Annotated in this window: 20 protein-coding genes; 14 read left to right on the forward strand and 6 right to left on the reverse strand. The window is 70.8% G+C overall.

The annotated features are described in order from the left end of the window. Positions 1–53 precede the first annotated feature (53 nt). Positions 54–1,160 (forward strand): glycine cleavage system aminomethyltransferase GcvT, encoded by a 1,107-nt coding sequence (gene gcvT, locus IEV65_RS05435; RefSeq protein WP_188428530.1) that lies wholly within the window; start codon positions 54–56, stop codon positions 1,158–1,160. A 104-nt stretch (positions 1,161–1,264) separates the two neighbouring features. Here the strand turns inward: gcvT and IEV65_RS05440 are convergent, their stop codons facing one another. Beyond that, positions 1,265–1,819, reverse strand: coding sequence for a bifunctional adenosylcobinamide kinase/adenosylcobinamide-phosphate guanylyltransferase (locus IEV65_RS05440; protein ID WP_188428531.1), 555 nt, complete (start codon positions 1,817–1,819; stop codon positions 1,265–1,267). A 153-nt stretch (positions 1,820–1,972) separates the two neighbouring features. After that, entirely contained in the window at positions 1,973–2,620 is a 648-nt protein-coding gene (locus IEV65_RS05445) for a DUF937 domain-containing protein (protein WP_229734922.1), read from the reverse strand. An 88-nt stretch (positions 2,621–2,708) separates the two neighbouring features. Between IEV65_RS05445 and IEV65_RS05450 the strand changes: the two genes are divergently transcribed. From IEV65_RS05450 to IEV65_RS05465, 4 genes are read left to right on the forward strand one after another with little or no spacing between them, the layout of a single operon-like run. Continuing rightward, positions 2,709–2,924, forward strand: coding sequence for a hypothetical protein (locus tag IEV65_RS05450; RefSeq protein ID WP_188428532.1), 216 nt, complete (start codon positions 2,709–2,711; stop codon positions 2,922–2,924). Between the two features lie 52 nt (positions 2,925–2,976). Then, positions 2,977–3,561, forward strand: coding sequence for a DUF3043 domain-containing protein (locus tag IEV65_RS05455; RefSeq protein WP_188428533.1), 585 nt, complete (start codon positions 2,977–2,979; stop codon positions 3,559–3,561). A gap of 51 nt (positions 3,562–3,612) precedes the next feature. Continuing rightward, the gene (locus tag IEV65_RS05460) at positions 3,613–4,998 is read left to right on the forward strand and encodes a dipeptidase (protein WP_188428534.1); all 1,386 of its coding nucleotides are present in this window, start codon (positions 3,613–3,615) and stop codon (positions 4,996–4,998) included. A gap of 4 nt (positions 4,999–5,002) precedes the next feature. Continuing rightward, a complete protein-coding gene (locus tag IEV65_RS05465; protein ID WP_188428535.1) occupies positions 5,003–5,962 on the forward strand; it encodes a glutathione S-transferase family protein in 960 nt (319 codons plus the stop codon). Between the two features lie 146 nt (positions 5,963–6,108). On the opposite strand, the gene IEV65_RS05470 is transcribed toward IEV65_RS05465, so the two are convergent. Together IEV65_RS05470 and IEV65_RS05475 are read right to left on the reverse strand one after the other, a co-directional pair. After that, the gene (locus IEV65_RS05470; RefSeq protein ID WP_188428544.1) at positions 6,109–6,639 is read right to left on the reverse strand and encodes a hypothetical protein; all 531 of its coding nucleotides are present in this window, start codon (positions 6,637–6,639) and stop codon (positions 6,109–6,111) included. Between the two features lie 188 nt (positions 6,640–6,827). After that, positions 6,828–7,316 carry a hypothetical protein gene (locus tag IEV65_RS05475; protein WP_188428546.1) on the reverse strand — a complete coding sequence of 163 codons (489 nt, stop codon included), beginning with the start codon at positions 7,314–7,316 and terminating at the stop codon, positions 6,828–6,830. A gap of 195 nt (positions 7,317–7,511) precedes the next feature. Between IEV65_RS05475 and trpS the strand changes: the two genes are divergently transcribed. The 7 genes from trpS to IEV65_RS05510 all read left to right on the forward strand — a co-directional run bounded on the left by trpS (position 7,512) and on the right by IEV65_RS05510 (position 14,079). Continuing rightward, a complete protein-coding gene (gene trpS / locus IEV65_RS05480) occupies positions 7,512–8,642 on the forward strand; it encodes a tryptophan--tRNA ligase (RefSeq protein ID WP_425571169.1) in 1,131 nt (376 codons plus the stop codon). 11 nt (positions 8,643–8,653) lie between these two features. Then, positions 8,654–9,748, forward strand: a complete 1,095-nt coding sequence (locus IEV65_RS05485; RefSeq protein ID WP_188428548.1) for a glycerate kinase — start codon at positions 8,654–8,656, stop codon at positions 9,746–9,748. 118 nt (positions 9,749–9,866) lie between these two features. Beyond that, positions 9,867–10,214: a HesB/IscA family protein gene (locus IEV65_RS05490; RefSeq protein WP_188428550.1), complete on the forward strand. Its 348-nt coding sequence runs from the start codon at positions 9,867–9,869 to the stop codon at positions 10,212–10,214. A gap of 17 nt (positions 10,215–10,231) precedes the next feature. Next, positions 10,232–10,963: a leucyl/phenylalanyl-tRNA--protein transferase gene (aat, locus tag IEV65_RS05495; RefSeq protein WP_188428552.1), complete on the forward strand. Its 732-nt coding sequence runs from the start codon at positions 10,232–10,234 to the stop codon at positions 10,961–10,963. Between the two features lie 40 nt (positions 10,964–11,003). Next, on the forward strand, positions 11,004–11,885 hold the full coding sequence (ctaC, locus tag IEV65_RS05500) for an aa3-type cytochrome oxidase subunit II (protein ID WP_229734923.1): 882 nt from the start codon (positions 11,004–11,006) through the stop codon (positions 11,883–11,885). A gap of 19 nt (positions 11,886–11,904) precedes the next feature. After that, positions 11,905–13,674 (forward strand): aa3-type cytochrome oxidase subunit I, encoded by a 1,770-nt coding sequence (gene ctaD / locus IEV65_RS05505; RefSeq protein WP_188428556.1) that lies wholly within the window; start codon positions 11,905–11,907, stop codon positions 13,672–13,674. Positions 13,675–13,677: 3 nt separating this feature from the next. Next, positions 13,678–14,079: a cytochrome c oxidase subunit 4 gene (locus tag IEV65_RS05510; RefSeq protein ID WP_188428558.1), complete on the forward strand. Its 402-nt coding sequence runs from the start codon at positions 13,678–13,680 to the stop codon at positions 14,077–14,079. 536 nt (positions 14,080–14,615) lie between these two features. Here the strand turns inward: IEV65_RS05510 and trpD are convergent. Both trpD and IEV65_RS15600 read right to left on the reverse strand, forming a co-directional pair. Next, entirely contained in the window at positions 14,616–15,719 is a 1,104-nt protein-coding gene (gene trpD / locus IEV65_RS05515) for an anthranilate phosphoribosyltransferase (RefSeq protein ID WP_229734924.1), read from the reverse strand. Next, positions 15,716–16,162 (reverse strand): response regulator transcription factor, encoded by a 447-nt coding sequence (locus IEV65_RS15600; RefSeq protein ID WP_229734926.1) that lies wholly within the window; start codon positions 16,160–16,162, stop codon positions 15,716–15,718. The genes trpD and IEV65_RS15600 overlap by 4 nt, the downstream gene beginning before the upstream one ends. Positions 16,163–16,288: 126 nt before the next feature. Between IEV65_RS15600 and ctaE the strand changes: the two genes are divergently transcribed. Together ctaE and qcrC are read left to right on the forward strand one after the other, a co-directional pair. Next, entirely contained in the window at positions 16,289–16,942 is a 654-nt protein-coding gene (gene ctaE, locus IEV65_RS05520) for an aa3-type cytochrome oxidase subunit III (RefSeq protein WP_229734928.1), read from the forward strand. Positions 16,943–17,000: 58 nt separating this feature from the next. Further along, positions 17,001–17,804, forward strand: a complete 804-nt coding sequence (gene qcrC / locus IEV65_RS05525; RefSeq protein ID WP_188428562.1) for a cytochrome bc1 complex diheme cytochrome c subunit — start codon at positions 17,001–17,003, stop codon at positions 17,802–17,804.

Genomic DNA, 17,804 nt, shown 5'->3' on the forward strand with positions numbered 1-17,804 from the left:
CGTCGATCTGCCCCCGACACTAAGGCACGAGGGACCGGGCTACGCTCACGAGCATGAGCGAGAACACGACGAAGACCTCACCGCTCCACGACAAGCACGTGGCGCTCGGTGCCAAGATGGCCGACTTCAGCGGCTGGTCCATGCCCATCGAGTACCCCGGCGGCGGCGTCGTCGCGGAGCACACCGCAGTGCGCGAGCGGGTCGGTCTCTTCGACGTCTCCCACCTCGGCAACGCCGAGGTCCGGGGCGAGGGTGCCAAGCACTTCCTGAACGCGTGCCTGACCAACGACCTCGACCGGATCGAGCCGGGCAAGGCGCAGTACACGATGTGCTGCGACGAGAACGGTGGCGTCGTCGACGACCTCATCGCCTACCTGCGCTCGGACGACGACGTGCTGCTCATCCCGAACGCGGCCAACACGGCCGAGGTCGTGCGCCGCCTCCAGGAGGCCGCGCCCGAGGGCATCACGATCGAGAACGTGCACGAGGACTACGCCATCCTCGCGCTGCAGGGTCCCAAGTCCGACGAAGTGCTCGACTCGATGGGGCTGCCGACCGGTCACGAGTACATGAGCTTCGTCGCCGCCGAGTGGGAGGGACACCCCCTGACGGTGTGCCGCACCGGCTACACCGGCGAGCGCGGCTACGAGCTGGTCTGCAAGGTCGAGGACGCCTCGGCCCTGTGGGACGCCCTCGTCGCGGCGATGGAGCCCTTCGACGGTATGCCGTGCGGGCTCGGCGCGCGCGACACCCTGCGCACCGAGATGGGCTACGCCCTCCACGGCAACGAGCTCTCCCTTGACATCACCCCGGTGATGGCGCGCACCGGCTGGGCCGTGGGCTGGAAGAAGGACACCTTCTGGGGCAAGGAGGCGCTCACCGCCCAGAAGGAGGCCAAGGAGAGCCGCCTCTCCGGCGGGCTGCTGGTGACCGGCCGGGGCATCCCGCGCTCGCACTACGCCGTCCTGGACGCCGACGGCAACAACGTCGGCGAGGTCACCTCCGGCACCTTCTCCCCGACCCTCAAGCAGGGCATCGCGCTGGCGCTGCTGGACCGCGAGGTCAACGAGGGCGACAAGGTCACGATCGACGTGCGTGGCCGTCAGATCGAGGCCGAGGTGAGGAAGCCGCCGTTCGTGCAGGGTGGCGCCAGCTCCTGAGCGAGGCTCATCGAGGCGCAGCGCGCCTCGTCCGAGCGAGATCTGCCCCGGGTGCCGCTGGTCGGCCCCGGGGCAGGTCTGTCTTCGTCAGACGCGCAGGTTCGTCAGACGCGCAGGCGGGGGGCGTCGCTGAGGTCGAGGACCCGGCCCGCGAGGATGGCGTGGACCCGGCCGGCGACGGCGGAGACGCGCTGGTTGACGTCGGAGAGCAGGTCGACGAAGAGCCGCTCCGCGGGGTCGTCGGGCAGACGCACCCAGGAGGCGTCGTGCGTCACCACGACGATGTCGTAGGAGAGGGCGGCGAGGGCGACCGTCAGCTCGTCGACACGCTCCTCGACCACCTGACGGGCCCGGTGCGGGTCGTCCGACAGCGAGCCGTGGTCGAGGATCCCCTGGACCCAGCTGCCGAGGTCGTCGATGAGCACCGGCTGGCGGGAGGCCAGCAGGGCCCGGGTGAGGTCGAGCGTCTCGATCGTGCGCCACTGACGGGGCCGCCGCTCCTGGTGCCGGGCGATGCGGGCCACCAGGTCCGGGTCCGCCGAGCGGTCCTGCAGGACGCGGGTCGCGACGTAGGTGACGGTCTTGTGGTCGGAGAGCAGCGCCTCGGCGTGGCGGGACTTCCCGCACCGGGGGCCACCGAGCACAAGGGTGGTCGTCATGAAGGCTCCTCCGTCAGGGTGGTCGGACGCACGAGGCAGGGGGACCCACGCGCCAGGGCGCCAGCATACCCACGTCGTCTGAGCGCGACGACGGCCCTGCGGACGACGCCGGTGGCCCCGCAGGAGGTCCCTGCGGGGCCACCGGGGCCCGTCCTAGCGGCGTCCTCCCAGGAGGCCGCCCAGGACGTCGCCGAGGATGCTGCCGCCGCCGGAGGAGGTGCGGCCGGTGGCGCTGCCCAGGGCCGAGCCGAGGATGTCGCGCAGGATCGACGTCCCGTCGATGCCGCTCGAGCTGTCGGTCGCCGGCGCGCTCTCGGGGCGACCCTGCCCGAGCGGGCCGTCGGGCTGGGAGACGGAGCCGCCGGGTGCGGTGCGGTCGGGCGACGCGGTGCCACGTCCCCCAGCACCGGCGCCGGTCATCTGCTTGGCCAGCCAGGACAGCACGATGGGCGCCAGGATCGGCAGGAGCCGGCGGACCAGGCCGCTGGTCTGAGCCCCGCCGAGGCCCCCGAGCTGGTTCGCGATCCCGTCGATGTTGTTGCCGAAGACGTGGCCCACGATCTTCTCGCCGTCGGTCGTGTCGACCGCGTCCAGGCTGACCTGGTCCGCGAGGCCGTTCTCGTGCTGCCCGAGCGCCTCCAGGAGCGAGCGGGCGCCCTCGTCCGACTCGCTGTTGGCGGCGAGGCCGCCGAGGAGCGCGGGGAGCGCAGCCTGGACCGCCTGCGTGGCGGTGGCCTCGTCGGTCCCGAGGGTGCGGGCGATCTCGTCGGTGGGGATGGCGCGCATGAGCTGGTCGATCATCTGATCACTCCTTGTCCCGGCCCCGGGCGGGGCCGTCGCTGATCCCCGAGCCTAGGACAGAGTCGGTGCCGCGTCCTACGGTACGACCATGAGCGAGACCTACACCTGGATCTTCCAGCAGGCCGACGGGACCCCGATGACGGACCTCGGGCTGGCCTCGAGCACCTTCCCGACCCAGGCGGACGCGGAGGCGTGGCTGGGCCAGGAGTGGCCCGCGCTCGCCGACGCCGGGGTGCAGGCCGTGACGCTGCGCCGTGGGGAGGACGACGTCTACGGCCCGATGAGCCTCTCGCCCGCGGACTGACCGCGTGCGGGAGGCGCCGGGGACGGCATACCGGCTCGCCTAGACTGGGCCGGTGCTGTTCTCGAAGAAGCCGACCGAGCCGACCCCCGCCCCCACCCCCGAGGCGGACGAGACCTCGCGCCCGGCCGGCAAGGGGCGTCCGACGCCGAAGCGTCGCGACGCGCAGGCCGCCAACCGGCGACCGCTCGTGGGGGCGGCGAGCTCGCCGGAGCTGAAGGCGCGCGCCCGCTCCGAGCGCGCCCACGCCCGGGAGGCCATGCTGCGCGGCGAGGAGAAGTACCTGCCTGCCCGCGACCAGGGCCCGGAGCGCCGCTTCCTGCGCGACTCCGTCGACGCCCGGCGCAGCGTGGGGGAGTACCTCCTGCCGGCCATGCTGGTCGTCCTGGCGCTGACCTTCGTCCCGGACAGCCGCGCCGGGGTGGCGTCCATGGTGGCGGCCTACTCGCTCATCGCGCTGACGATCCTCAACTCCTGGCTGCTTTGGCGCTCCGTGCGCGCCCAGTTCGCGCAGGCGTTCGGCCACGAGGCGCCCAAGGGCTCGGGGATGTATGTCGTGATGCGCTCCCTGCAGATGCGCGGCTCCCGCGTCCCGCGCCCGGCGGTGAACCGGGGCGACGCGGTCGTCCGCCGCCGCTGACGCCGCGCGGCGGGCAGGGCGGTCAGCCCGCACCTGGCTAGAGTCGGGCGGGTGACCGACCAGACCCAGAGGCCGACCGCCCAGACCGAGACCAACCCCTCCGACCTCGCCGCCCGCGTGGCCGACCTCATGCCGGGCGTGCGCTCGGACCTGGAGGCTCTGGCGCGCATCCCTTCGGTGTCGCTCGACTCCTTCGACCAGCGGCACGTCGAGGACAGCGCCCTGGCGGTGGCCGACCTGCTGCGCGGTGAGGGCCTGGAGGTCGAGATCGTCCGTGAGGGCGGCCGTCCCGCGGTCATCGGCCACCTGCCCGCGCCGGCCGGCGCACCCACCGTGCTGCTCTACGCCCACCACGACGTGCAGCCCCCGGGGGACGACACCGACTGGGACAGCCAGCCTTTCGAGCCGACCCTCGTGGGTGAGCGGCTCTACGGCCGCGGGGTTGCCGACGACAAGGCGGGCATCATGGCGCACGTCGCGGCGCTGCGGGCGCACGGCGGCCGCCCGCCGGTGGGGGTCACCGTGTTCGTCGAGGGCGAGGAGGAGGTCGGCTCCGAGAGCCTGCCGACGATCCTGGAGCGCCACGGCGACAAGCTGGCCTGCGACGTCATCGTCCTCGCGGACTCGAGCAACTGGAAGGTCGGCGTGCCGGCCCTGACCACCATGCTGCGCGGGCTGGTCCGCGTCGTCGTGGAGGTGCGGGCCCTCGACCACGGCGTCCACTCCGGCATGTCCGGCGGTGCGGTGCCCGACGGCCTCACCGCGCTGTGCCGGCTGCTGGCCACCCTGCACGACGACGCCGGCGACGTGGCCGTCGCCGGCCTGATGAGCTCGGAGGCTCCTGACCTGGACTACTCGGAGGAGGACCTGCGCAGCGAGCACGCCCTGGCCGAGGGCGTGTCACCGATCGGCACCGGCTCGATCCTGTCCCGCCTGTGGACCAGGCCGTCCATGACCGTCATCGGCATCGACGCACCGTCGGTCGACCGGGCCGCCAACCTGCTCACCCCGGTCGGACGGGCCAAACTGTCGATGCGCATCCACCCCGCCGAGGCGCCGGAGACGGCATACCTCGCCCTCAAGGAGCACCTCGATGCGAACGCACCGTGGGGGTGCCAGGTGAGCGTCACCCTCGACGACGAGGGCGCCGGCTTCGCCGCGGACGCGCAGGGGCCGGTGTATGACGTGGCGCGCGCTGCCTTCCGCGACGCGTGGGACGGCGTCGAGCCGGTCGACATGGGCGTGGGCGGGTCGATCCCGTTCGTGGCGGCGTTCGCCGAGAAGTTCCCGCAGGCGGCGATCCTGGTCACCGGCGTCGAGGACCCGGACAGCCGGGCGCACGCCGCCAACGAGAGCCTCCACCTGGGAGAGTTCGAGCGGGTCTGCCTCGCCGAGGCGATGCTGCTGCAGCGGCTGTCGACGATCGAGAAGGAGTGAGGACGTGAGCGAGGAGAAGGGCAAGCAGGGCAGCTACGTCAGCGGGGAGGGCAGCTACGAGCGCAAGACGCGCTACATCCCGACCCGCATCACCCGCGACGGGCGCGACGGGTTCGCCGTGGAGCCGGGGCGCTACCGGCTGGCCGTGAGCCGGGCCTGCCCGTGGGCGCACCGCACGATCCTGACGCGTCAGCTGCTGGGGCTGGAGGACGTGCTGTCGATGGCGGTCGCGGGGCCGGTGCACGACGAGGACTCGTGGACCTTCGACCTCGACCCGGGCGGGGTGGACCCGGTGCTGGGCATCCCGAGGCTCAAGGACGCCTACGACGCGCGGCCCGGCGGCTACCCGGAGTCGGGAGTGACCGTGCCGGCCATCGTCGACACCACGACCGGCCAGGTCGTCACCAACGACTTCCACCAGATCGTCAAGGACCTGGTCACCGAGTGGACCGACCACCAGCGCCCCGACGCGCCCGACCTGTGGCCCGAGGCGCTGCGGGAGGAGATCGAGGCGATGTCGGACCGCAACTACACGGAGGTCAACAACGGGGTCTACCGGTGCGGCTTCGCCGGGAGCCAGGAGGCCTACGACGAGGCCTACGACCGGCTCTTCGCGCGGCTGGACGAGCTCGAGGAGCACCTGGCGACGCGGCGCTACCTCGTGGGGGAGCAGCTGACGCTCGCCGATGTCCGGCTGTGGCCCACGCTGGTCCGCTTCGACGCGGCCTACCACGGTCACTTCAAGTGCAACCGCAACAAGCTGACCGAGATGCCGGTGCTCTGGGCCTACGCGCGCGACCTGTGGCAGACGTGGGACTTCGGCTCGACGGTGAACCTGGAGCACGTCAAGGCCCACTACTACGCGACCCATCTGGACATCAACCCCACCGGGATCGTGCCGAAGGGGCCGGACACGTCCGGGTGGGAGGTGCCGGCCGGGCGCGAGGCGCTCGGGCCGAAGTAGGGCGCGTCGGCGTGAGGCGTCCCGTGGATAGCGTCACGTAGGAGTCGGGAGGGGTCCGGACTTCTACGTGACGATCCTTGCGGGACGCTCTTGCGGGTATGCCGAAGGGCCGGTCCGAGGCGGACCGGCCCTTCGTGCGTGCTGGGTCAGAGTGCCGCAGCAGGGGTGCAGTTCTCGCAGGGAGGCGTGCTGGCAGCGCTGAAGTTCACGATGCCGGAGCCGGACAGGCCGCTCGACGAGGTCCAGGTGAACGGGATGACGCCCGAGATGCTCACGTTGGCGCTGTTGGGCTCGCCCTCGACGGAGATGACCACCACGTCGCACTGCGGGACCGGCAGCGTCTCGTCGTAGTTGATGGGGAGCGGGTCGGGCTGGACGTCCCACCCGGTGGTGGCGGGAGCGCCCCCGAGCGACACGGTCGCATCGGCGAAGCTGATCAGGACGTCGCTGCGCACGTTGCTGCACAGGCGCAGGGCGATCGCGTAGCCCTTGGTCACGCCCCGGTCCTTCTCGCACGAGGCACCTGGCAGCTTGCAGGCGCTCTGGAGGTTCTCGAACCACACCTCCTGCGAGGCGGCGAAGGCGGGCGCGGCGCCGGCCACGGCGACGACGGGCACGCTCCAGGCGGCGCCCTTGACGAGGGTCCGGCGGGTAGGCCGGGTCACGGAACTGGTCATGGGCTGGATGCCCCTTTCCCCGAGTCAGGCCGCCCCCTGCGAAGTCCTCCCGAGACCCCATCCGTGCAGCGGACGCACGCCGAACGTGATGTCGGCACTGTCGAACCGTACCGCACCTGAGAGGTGGCTGAACAGAGGGGAGACGCCGAAGGCCCGATCCGTGGCGGACCGGGCCTTCGGGTACTGCGTCAGTTCAGGGGGATCGCGTCGGCAGGCGGCACGATCGGGCAGATGGCGGAGTCACTGATGTTGTCGGACTTCATCGTCGTGAACTGGAGCGGACCGCCAGCGACGCGGAAACCCACCACCATGTTCACCGTGCAGTTGCTGACGCCCTCGAGGTACACCGTGATGGTGCCCCCCTCGTTCGTGCACTGGCTTGGCTTGACGCTTGTCTTCTCGACGGAGCCGTTGGGCGGCGTCACCGACTCGATGCAGATCGACTCGCCACCGGCGATGCAGTTGTTGGCGTCCGTGACGATGATGTCGACCTTCATCGTCTTGTACGGACCGCTGCAGCACTTGACTGAGGTGGGTGCGGCCGTGAAGACGGGGATGCAGCTGGCCCCGGCGAGGGCTGCGGGAGCGGTAGCCGCGATCACAGGCACGCTCCAGGCGGCGCCCTTCACGAGGGTGCGGCGGCTCGGCGTGCGGGTACTGCTGGTCTGAGAAGTCATGAGGCCCCCTAGGGTCACGGGTCTGTCCGGCGAGTCGCCGACTGAGTTGTCGACCACGCACCGGTGTTCGATGACATGGCCGTGCCGCGAGCACGGATGGCTCGACCTAGCTCACGGCCGGCGACCCCGGGACCCCGTCGGGGAAAGCACGCCTGCGGGCAGCATACTGCACGGCGTCAAGTAGGATCGCCCGACGTGACCGCCCCTACCGACGTGATCCTGGACGACTCCTCCGACGCCCTCGCCGACTCCACCTCCGACGCCTCGCTGGCCCGCAGCGTCGCGCGCAGCCGGGAGATCGAGCGGCAGCTCGAGACCGACCCGAGCGTCTTCCGGATGCTGACGGGCGACCGGCCGACGGGGCACCTCCACCTGGGCCACTACTTCGGCAGCCTGCGCAACCGCGTCGCCCTGCAGGACAAGGGCGTCGACACCTTCGTCCTCATCGCCGACTACCAGGTCATCACCGACCGCGACGAGGTCGACAGCATCCAGGAGCGCGTCTACTCGCTGCTCACCGACTACCTGTCGATCGGCCTGGACCCCGAGCGCACCACGATCTTCACGCACTCGGCGATCCCGGCGCTCAACCAGCTCATGCTGCCCTTCCTCTCCCTGGTCACCGACAGCGAGCTGCGCCGCAACCCCACCGTCAAGGCGGAGCAGGAGGCCACCGGCGGCCGGCCGATGAGCGGCCTCATGCTCACCTACCCGGTCCACCAGGCCGCGGACATCCTCTTCTGCAAGGCCAACGTGGTGCCCGTCGGCAAGGACCAGCTGCCGCACCTGGAGCAGACCCGGGTCGTCGCCCGCCGCTTCGACGAGCGCTACGGCCGCGCCGGTGACAAGAGCGCCCCCGTGTTCCCCCAGCCCGACGCGCTGCTGTCCGAGGTGCCCAACCTGCTCGGCACCGACGGCACGAAGATGAGCAAGTCCAAGGGCAACACCATCGAGCTGCGGATGAGCGCCGACGACACCGCGCGGGTGCTCAAGAAGGCGGTCACCGACTCCGACCGTCACATCACCTTCGACCCGGTCGGGCGCCCGGAGGTCTCCAACCTGGTCCTCCTCGCCGCCCTCACCAGCGGCCGCGACCCGCACGACATCGCCGCGGAGATCGGCGACGGCGGGTCCGGCGCGCTGAAGAAGCTCGTCACGGAGTCGGTCAACGACTACTTCGCCCCCTTCCGCGCCCGCCGCGCCGAGCTTGAGGCCGACCCGGCGGAGCTGCGGCGGATCCTCGCCGCCGGCAACTCCCGCGCGAACGAGGTCGCCGAGGCGACCCTCGCCGAGGTGCGCGAGGCCATGCAGATGGTCTACGCCTGACCGGCCCGGGTATGCCGTCCGCGTCCGGTCCCCGCGTGGTCGTCGTCTCCGACGGCCTCGCGGACCTGCCCGCGCACGAGGCCGCGAAGGCTGTCGCCGAGGGGTGGTCGGCGGCGGCCCCGCACGTGACGGTGGAGACCTTCGCCTCGCACGACGGGGGAGCGGGCTTCGGCGACGTCGTGGCCCGGTCGCTCGGCGCCGTGCGTCACCCGGTCCTCGTCCCCGGCCCGACCGGTGAGGACGTGCCAGCGGAGATCGCCGTGGTCGAGGCGACGGGCACGGCATACCTCGACAGCGCGCAGGCGTGCGGGCGGCACCTGGTCGGCCCGGACCGGCTCGCAGACCCCTCAGGTATGTCGAGCGCCGGCGTGGGCAGGCTGCTGCGCCTCGCGCGCGACCTGGGTGTGCAGCGCATCGTCGTCGGGGTCGGTCCGCTCGCGTGCCACGACGGGGGAGCGGGTCTGCTGGCCGAGCTCGGCGCCGGCGACGACCTGGAGCGCCTGGCCGGGGTGCGGCAGGAGTGGGCCGGCGTGCGCCTGGTGGCCGCCGTCACCGGCGACGGCCCGCTCCTGGGCTTCCACGGGGCGTCCGCCACCCTCACCGAGGAGCACGGCGTCGCGCCGGAGGTCAGCCAGCGCCTGGAGACCGCCTTCGGCGAGCTGAGCGACCGCGTCAACCGCGTCCTTCCCCCGGTGCGCGACCTGCTCACCGGACTCCCGCGGCGGCCCGAGCGGGAGCAGGGCTCGGGAGCCGGCGGAGGCGTGGGCTACGCCCTGCAGCTGCTCGGGGCCCGCACCGAGACCGGCGCGCGGCTGCTGCTGGACGAGCTCGGCATCCGCGCCCGGCTGCCCGGTGCGCTGCTGGTGCTGGCGAGTCCCGCCTACGACGGGCGCACCGTCCACGACGGCGTGCTGGCGGACACGGCGCAGGCGGCGCTGGAGACCGCGACACCCACGGTCGTGCTGGCGGACAGCGTGGCGGTCGGCCGGCGTGAGGGGATGTCGCTCGGGGTGAGCGGGTCCTACGAGCGGCGCGGGGGAGAGACGGCCGGCGAGCTGGCGGCGCGCGTCGCCCGGACCTGGACGCCGGCTCCGCCGTCCGCCTAGCAGCGGGGCGTCGTCGAGCAGCAGCGCGGCGGGCGTACCCTGGATGAGGCGGGAACAACGCCAGCCCCTGCGGAGTTGCCCACCCGTGACGACTTCCCTCACCCGAGAGGACACCGCGATGAGCGAGACCACCACCCAGACCCACGGCGTCCAGCTGACCGACGTCGCCGCGACCAAGGTCAAGAGCCTGCTGGAGCAGGAGGGCCGAGACGACCTGCGCCTGCGCATCGGCGTGCAGCCAGGTGGCTGCTCCGGCCTCATCTACCAGCTCTACTTCGACGAGCGCAGCCTGGACGGCGACCTGTTCCGTGACTTCGACGGTGTCGAGGTCGTCGTGGACCGGATGAGCGCTCCCTACCTCGACGGCGCGACGATCGACTTCGCCGACACCATCGAGAAGCAGGGCTTCACGATCGACAACCCCAACGCGGGCAGCTCCTGCGCCTGCGGCGACAGCTTCAGCTGATCCCAGCGGCCCACCGCGTGCCCGTCGAGCCCCCGCCGTCCCGGTGGGGGCTCGACGCGTCCGGGGCCGAGCCGGGGGAGGACCTCGTCGGGGTGGGAGCCGACCTCGAGCCGGGCACGATCCTGCAGGCCTACCGGCACGGGCTGTTCCCCATGGGCCTCGGTCCCCAGGGCGGACCGCCGCTCGGCTGGTGGTCGCCGGACCCGCGCGGGGTGCTGCTGCCCGGTGACCTGCACGTCAGTCGCTCGCTGCGTCGGTCCCTGCGCGGCTTCGAGATCCGCTACGACACGGCGTTCGCCGACGTCGTGGCCGGCTGCGCGGACCCCGAGCGGGACGGCAGATGGATCACTCCCCGCATCGTGCGCGCCTACACGAGCCTCCACGAGCTGGGCTGGGCCCACAGCGTCGAGACGTGGCGTGACGGGGAGCTGGTCGGCGGTCTGTACGGCCTGGCCATCGGCCGCCTCTTCGCGGCGGAGTCGAAGTTCCACCGCGTCACCGACGCGTCGAAGGCGGCCGTCGTCGGGCTGGTGAGGGCCATGGAGGAGGACGGGGAGCCGTGGCTGGTGGACGTCCAGTGGCGGACCGATCACCTCGGCACGCTCGGCGTACGGGAGGTGAGCCGCGCGGCATACCTCCAGGGCGTCGCGGAGGCGGTCCGGGGGGAGCTTCCGGTGCGCTGGCGGGCGACACCTGTCGCACGTGTCGCCCGCGTGACAGAATGCGGCAGAGGTGACGGTATGGTTTGACCCTGTCATGGCGGGTAGTCGGAAAGTGCGAGGTGTCCCAGTGCAACGGCGTCAGGATTCCCGGCCCACGGCCGGAAAGCGGGTGGGGCTGGTCGCCGTCGCGGCGACGACGGCCCTCGTGCTGAGCGGTTGCGGTGAGGCCTTCACGCGGGGCTACCTTCCCGAGCCGGTCACCGAGGCCGGCACGGACGTCGTCCACTTCTGGAACGCCGTGTGGATCGCCGCGCTCGCGGTCGGCATCCTCGTGTGGGGCCTGATCCTGTGGAGCCTGTTCGCCTACCGGCGTCGCAGCGACTCCGACTTCCCGACGCAGTTCCGCTACCACGTGCCGCTGGAGATCCTCTACACGGTCGTGCCGGTGCTGATGGTCGCTGCCATCTTCGGCAAGACGGTCGAGGTGCAGAACACCCTGCTCGAGCGCCAGGAGAACCCGGACGTCGTGGTCAACGTCGTCGGGAAGAAGTGGAGCTGGGACTTCAACTACGTCAACGAGGACGTCTACGAGTCGGGGGTCCAGGCCCAGGACCTCAACGACGGTGAGCCCGGGTTGCGCGAGACGCTCCCGACGATGGTGCTCCCCGTGGACAGCCGCGTCGAGTTCGTGCTGACCTCGCGTGACGTCATCCACTCCTTCTGGGTGCCCCAGTTCCTCCAGAAGCTGGACATGGTGCCCGGGCGCGTCAACATCTTCCAGGTGACGACGACCGAGGAGGGCACCTTCGACGGCAAGTGCGCCGAGCTGTGCGGTGCCTACCACTCCGAGATGCTCTTCAACGTCAAGGTCGTGCCCCAGGCGGAGTACGACGCCTACATCCAGAGCCTGCGCGACGAGGGTCAGACGGGCCAGCTCGGCCCGGAGTTCGACCAGTACGAGCTGCAGCAGGACCAGCAGGACAAGCTCGTCCAGCCGAACGGCCGATGAGGATAGGGGAACGAGACTGATGGCGATTGCAACCAGGCCGCGTCACGAGGCCCGCACACTCCGGCCCGTCCAGGAGCGCAGCTCCTTCGTCCGCCAGCTGGTCAGCGTGCTGACCACGACCGACCACAAGGTCATCGGCAACCTCTACTTCGCCACCACCATGGCGTGGTTCATCGTCGGTGGCCTCATGGCGCTGATCATCCGCTCCGAGCTGTTCCTGCCCGGGCTGCAGGTCGTGATGAACCCCGAGCAGTTCAACCAGCTGTTCACCATGCACGGCACGATCATGCTGCTGATGTTCGCGACGCCGCTGTTCGCCGGCTTCGCCAACGCTCTGGTGCCGCTGCAGATCGGCGCGCCCGACGTGGCGTTCCCGCGGCTGAACATGCTCGCCTACTGGATGTACTTCTTCGGCAGCCTGATCGCCGTCGGCGGCTTCCTCACCCCCGAGGGCGCGGCGAGTTTCGGCTGGTTCGCCTACCAGCCGCTCGCAGGTCCGACTCACAGCCCCGGCCTCGGTGGTGACCTGTGGGTGCTGGGCCTGGCGCTGACCGGTTTCGCGACGATCTTCGGCGCGGTCAACTTCATCACCACGATCGTCTGCATGCGTGCTCCCGGCATGACGATGTTCCGGATGCCGGTGTTCACCTGGAACATCCTGGTGACCTCGATCCTGGTCCTCATGGTCTTCCCGGTCCTGGCCGCCGCCTTCTTCGGCATGGCCGTCGACCGCATCTTCGGCTGGCACATCTACGACCCGGCGCACGGCGGTGCCATGCTCTGGCAGCACCTGTTCTGGTTCTTCGGCCACCCCGAGGTCTACATCATCGCGCTGCCGTTCTTCGGCATCATCACCGAGATCCTGCCGGTGTTCAGCCGCAAGCCGGTCTTCGGCTACAAGACCCTGGTGATGGCGACCGTCGCGATCGCGGCCCTGTCGGTCTCGGTCTGGGCGCACCACATGTTCGCCACGGGTGCCGTCATGCTCGAGTTCTTCGCCATCATGACGATGCTCATCGCGGTGCCCACCGGCGTGAAGTTCTTCAACTGGACCGGCACCATGTGGCGCGGCTCGATCAAGCTGGACACCCCGATGCTGTGGGCCATCGGCTTCCTCGTCACCTTCCTCTTCGGGGGTCTGACGGGTGTCATCCTGGCCAGCCCGGCCCTTGACTTCCACGTCACCGACTCTTACTTCGTCGTGGCCCACTTCCACTACGTGGTCTTCGGCACCGTGGTCTTCGCGATGTTCGCCGGCTACTACTTCTGGTGGCCGAAGTTCACCGGGCACATGCTCGACGAGCGCCTGGGCAAGATCCACTTCTGGATGCTCTTCCTCGGCTTCCACGGCACCTTCCTCATCCAGCACTGGCTGGGTGTCATCGGTATGCCGCGTCGCTACGCCGACTACATGCCGGACGAGGGCTTCACCTGGATGAACCAGCTCTCCACGGTCTCCTCGTTCCTCCTGGCCGCGTCGATGCTGCCCTTCTTCTACGCGGTGTGGAAGAGCTTCCACACCCCGAAGGTGACCGTCGACGACCCGTGGGGCTGGGGCGGTTCGCTGGAGTGGGCGACGTCCTGCCCGCCGCCGCGGCACAACTTCAACTCCATCCCGCGCATCCGTTCGGAGCGCCCGGCGTTCGACCTGCACCACCCCTCGGTCGGCACGCTGGAGTCCCCCGAGCCGGACAAGTCCATCGCCGAGGAGCTGCTGGGCGGACCGGACACCGACCCCCAGGGGCGCATCGGCACCGAGACCGGTGGCGACACCGGAAAGGAGCACTGACCCATGGGTGTCGAGTCCAAGCTCTTCGGCTTCCTCGTCCCGTTCTTCGTCGTCGTGGCGGTGATCTACGCCTTCGCCACCGACTTCAACGAGTGGGTCGGGATCGTCGGCCTGAGCCTGACCGCGGCCATGTGCGCCTTCGTCGCCTGGTTCTTCTGGCTCTCGGGCCGCAACGTGGACGCCCGCCCCGAGGACGACCTCGAGGGTGAGATCGCCGACCAGGCCGGTGACTACGGTCACTTCGCCCCGCACTCCTGGTGGCCGCTGTGGCTCGGCCTGTCGACCTCGATCCTGGTGCTCGGCGTCGGCGTGGGCTGGTGGCTGGTCGTGGTTGCCCTGCCGTTCGTGCTGATCTCCGTCCTCGGCTGGACCTTCGAGTTCTTCCGCGGCGAGAAGCCCATCTGACTCTTCCTCACCGACAGCACGACCCCCGGTACCGCTTCAGCGGGCCGGGGGTCGACGCATTCAGCCCATATCTACCCCTCTCAACGACCGGACAGGCGTTAGTGCCGCTCCGGTCGTGGGTGCGAGTGACCGGACAGGCGTTAGTGCCGCTCTCGTCGGGGGGTGCGAGTGACCGGACAGGCGTTAGTGCCGCTCCGGTCGTGGGTGCGAGTGACCGGACAGGCGTTAGTGCCGCTCTCGTCGGGCGGGCCTAGGGCAGGACCGGGCAAGACGGCCGGTTGGTCGGGGCATGGAGCGGCACTACGGCCTGTCCGGTCGGGGGTGCCAGCGGCACTACGGCCTGTCCGGTCGTGGGAGGGAGCCGAGGGGTGGCAGTAACGCCTGTCCGGTCGGGGGGGAGCGAGCCGAGGTGCGGCACTAACGCCTGTCCGGTCGGGGAGGAAGCCGAGGGGTGGCACTAACGCCTGTCCGGTCGGGGGGAGGGCGCCCAGGGGCGGCACTAACGCCTGTCCGGTCGGAGGGTGGGGTGGGCTCGGTCAGGCCTGAGGGAGGGCCTGGCTGCTGGCGACCCAACGCTCGACGAGCCGCTGCGCAGAGCCGTCGTCGAGGACTGCCGCGGCACGGTCCATCCCGGCCCGGACCGCGGCGTGCAGCGACGCCTCGTCCGCGGGGTGCTGGCCGGCCTCGCCGGAGGCCAGGAGCGCCAGCGCGGCGCCGGCGTTGAGCAGGACCGCGTCGCGCACGGCCCCGGTGGAGCCCGCGAAGAGCTGACGGGCCACGTCGGCGTTGTGCTCGGCGTCGCCGCCGCGCAGCGCGTCGACCGGGTGGAGCTCCAGGCCCAGTCGGCGGGGGTCGAGCGTCCACGCCTGGATCGCGCCCGTCCCGTCGCCCCACCAGACCTGGCTCGTGGTGGCAGGGGTGATCTCGTCCAGGCCGTCGTCGCCCCGGAAGACCAACGCGCGGGTGCCCCGCGCGGCGAAGACGCCGGCGATGAGCGGAGCCATCCGGGCATCGGCCGAGCCGACCACGGCATACCGGGGCTGGGCGGGGTTGGTCAGGGGACCGAGGAAGTTGAACGCCGTCGCGATGCCGATGTCGCGACGCACGACGGAGGCGTGCCGCATCGAGGGATGGAAGACGTTGGCGAAGGCGAAGGTGATGCCGACCTCGCGGGCGAGCCCGGCCACTTGCTCCGGCGAGAGGTCCAGCCTGACCCCGAGCGCCTCAAGCATGTCGGCGGACCCGGAGCGGCTGGAGGAGGCGCGGTTGCCGTGCTTGACCACGACCGCCCCGGCCGCCGCCATCACGATGGCGGACATCGAGGAGATGTTGACCGTCATCGCGCGGTCACCGCCGGTGCCGACGATGTCGATCGTGGGGCCGTCCACGGTGAAGCGTCGCGCGTGCTCGAGCATCATGCCCGCGAGCCCGGACATCTCCTCGACCGTCTCTCCCTTGCTGCGCAATGCCGTCAGGAACGAGGCCAGCTGGGCGGGGCTCGCCTCTCCGGACATCACCCGGTCCATGGCCCATGCGGCCTGGGCCGAGTCCAGGTCCTCGCCCTGGATGAGGGAGGTGATCAGGTCTGGCCAGGTGTAACCGGCGTCGTTGCCGGGAAGGGGCGTCGGCTCGCCGCTCACCGGCGCACGAGGTCGACGACCGCGGCGGAGAGCCGCTGCGGGTCCAGCGGGCGCGGGACCGCAGCGTCCGCCAGCGACCAGGTCGCCAGCCAGCCGTCGACCGGCCGTCCCGTCAGCAGGACGACGGGCGGGCAGTCGAAGATCTCGTTCTTGAGCTCGCGGCACACGCCCATGCCGCCGTAGGGCTGGGCCTCGCCGTCCAGGACGAGGACGTCGAAGTCCTCCTCGCGTACCGCGGACAGCACCGCGGCCGGGGTGGCGCACTCGTGCCAGCGGGTGACGTGCACGTCCGCCGCGGGCTGGTCGCCCACGCTCAGCCGGACGCTGTCTCGCACTGCGGCGTCGTTGCTGTACAGCAGGACAGAGATGTCCTGGGCGGCGCGTCCGGCGACGTTCGCGGTCTCGGGCGTGGGGCCGTCGTGGAGGTCCTGGGTCGCGGTCATGCGCACGATGGTATTCCAGTCGCGGACGCACCAGACGACCGCGTGGCGCGCCGCGTCGGGGAGGGGCGCGCCTCCGGGCTCTCCATGGGCCATAATGTGCGGGTGGCGACGACTTCAGTGACGACGATGACTGACGCGGAGCGCTTCCATGCGACCGCACACGGGCCGGCGACCAGGCCGAACATGACCGGCGTGGGGACGATGGTCTGGCTCTCCAGCGAGATCATGTTCTTCGCCGGACTGTTCGCGATGTACTTCACGATCCGCTCGACGGACCCGGGGATGTGGGCCGAGCGCACGGAGTACCTCGATCTGACCTTCGCCTCCATCAACACCCTGATCCTCGTCATCTCCTCGGTGTGGTGCCAGTTCGGCGTCTGGAAGGCCGAGCGCGGCATCCCGCACCGGACCGGCAGCCTGTTCCACATCGGCAACCCGCTCGGCGCCACGGGGTGGGGCATGCGCGAGTGGTACGTCCTGACCTATCTGTTCGGTGCGACCTTCATCGCCGGCCAGGTGTGGGAGTACGCGACCCTGACGAGCGAGGGGCTCACGCCGACCGCGGACTCCTACGGCTCCGTCTTCTACATCACGACCGGTTTCCACGGGCTCCACGTCACGGGCGGCCTGATCGCCTTCCTGCTCATCATCGGCCGCAGCTTCACCGCCAAGCGCTACACCCACGCGCAGGCGACGGGAGCGGTCGTCACCTCCTACTACTGGCACTTCGTCGACGTCGTCTGGATCGCGCTGTTCTTCGTGATCTACGTGCTCCGGTGAGCTCGATGACCGACCAGCCCCTGACCGACTGCCCGACCCGATCCGGAAGGACCGACGAGTGAGTTCCCCCGCCGCACTTCGCCGCAGCCCGCTAGCGCTGCTGGTGGTGCTGTTCCTGGGCCTGTGCTTCACCGGCACCGCCTACGCCGCCCTGCAGCCGAGCGCCGCTCCCGGCACCTCCGCAGCCACGATGTCCGCCGAGGACGTCGCCGCCGGCAAGAAGCTCTTCCTCGGCAACTGCGCCACGTGCCACGGGACCAACGGTGAGGGTGTGGACCCGATCGGCCCGTCGCTCGTCGGGGCGGGTGCGGCTGCGGTCGACTTCCAGGTCTCCACCGGGCGTATGCCGCTGCCGGCACCCGGCGTGCAGGCCGACCGCAACGCCTCGCAGGTGAAGTTCTCCGAGGAGGAGATCAGCCAGCTGGCGGCCTACGTCGACTCCCTGGGTCCCGGCCCGGACGTCCCGGCGGCGGAGTACACCGACCTCCAGGGGGCGGACATCGCCGCCGGCGGTGCGGCATACCGGACCAACTGCGCGATGTGCCACAACTCCTCCGGCACCGGTGGCGCGCTGACCCGCGGCAAGTACGCGCCCACCCTGATGGGTGTCGAGCCGCAGCACATCTACGAGGCCATGCTGACGGGCCCGCAGTCCATGCCGGTGTTCAACGACAACAACCTGACGCCGCAGGACAAGGAGAACATCATCGCCTTCCTCAAGAACATGGAAGAGGGCGGCAACTCCTACGGTGGGGCCGGCATCGGCAGCTACGGCCCGGCGGGCGACGCGCTCTTCGTCTGGACGCTCGGCATCGGCACCTTGATCGCTCTGGCGGTCTGGATCGGACGGAAGGCGGCCTGA

It is taken from the genome of Ornithinimicrobium tianjinense, assembly GCF_014636495.1.
Lineage (GTDB): Bacteria > Actinomycetota > Actinomycetes > Actinomycetales > Dermatophilaceae > Ornithinicoccus > Ornithinicoccus tianjinensis.

Coding starts and splice junctions, on each gene's coding strand:
- IEV65_RS05485 (WP_188428548.1), top strand. CDS start 8,654: ATGCCGTCCGCGTCCGGTCCCCGCGTGGTCGTCGTCTCCGACGGCCTC.
- ctaD (WP_188428556.1), top strand. CDS start 11,905: ATGGCGATTGCAACCAGGCCGCGTCACGAGGCCCGCACACTCCGGCCC.
- IEV65_RS05510 (WP_188428558.1), top strand. CDS start 13,678: ATGGGTGTCGAGTCCAAGCTCTTCGGCTTCCTCGTCCCGTTCTTCGTC.
- gcvT (WP_188428530.1), top strand. CDS start 54: ATGAGCGAGAACACGACGAAGACCTCACCGCTCCACGACAAGCACGTG.
- IEV65_RS05475 (WP_188428546.1), bottom strand. CDS start 7,316: ATGACTTCTCAGACCAGCAGTACCCGCACGCCGAGCCGCCGCACCCTC.
- ctaE (WP_229734928.1), top strand. CDS start 16,289: ATGACTGACGCGGAGCGCTTCCATGCGACCGCACACGGGCCGGCGACC.
- IEV65_RS05440 (WP_188428531.1), bottom strand. CDS start 1,819: ATGACGACCACCCTTGTGCTCGGTGGCCCCCGGTGCGGGAAGTCCCGC.
- IEV65_RS05445 (WP_229734922.1), bottom strand. CDS start 2,620: ATGATCGACCAGCTCATGCGCGCCATCCCCACCGACGAGATCGCCCGC.
- IEV65_RS15600 (WP_229734926.1), bottom strand. CDS start 16,162: ATGACCGCGACCCAGGACCTCCACGACGGCCCCACGCCCGAGACCGCG.
- IEV65_RS05490 (WP_188428550.1), top strand. CDS start 9,867: ATGAGCGAGACCACCACCCAGACCCACGGCGTCCAGCTGACCGACGTC.
- IEV65_RS05450 (WP_188428532.1), top strand. CDS start 2,709: ATGAGCGAGACCTACACCTGGATCTTCCAGCAGGCCGACGGGACCCCG.
- IEV65_RS05470 (WP_188428544.1), bottom strand. CDS start 6,639: ATGACCAGTTCCGTGACCCGGCCTACCCGCCGGACCCTCGTCAAGGGC.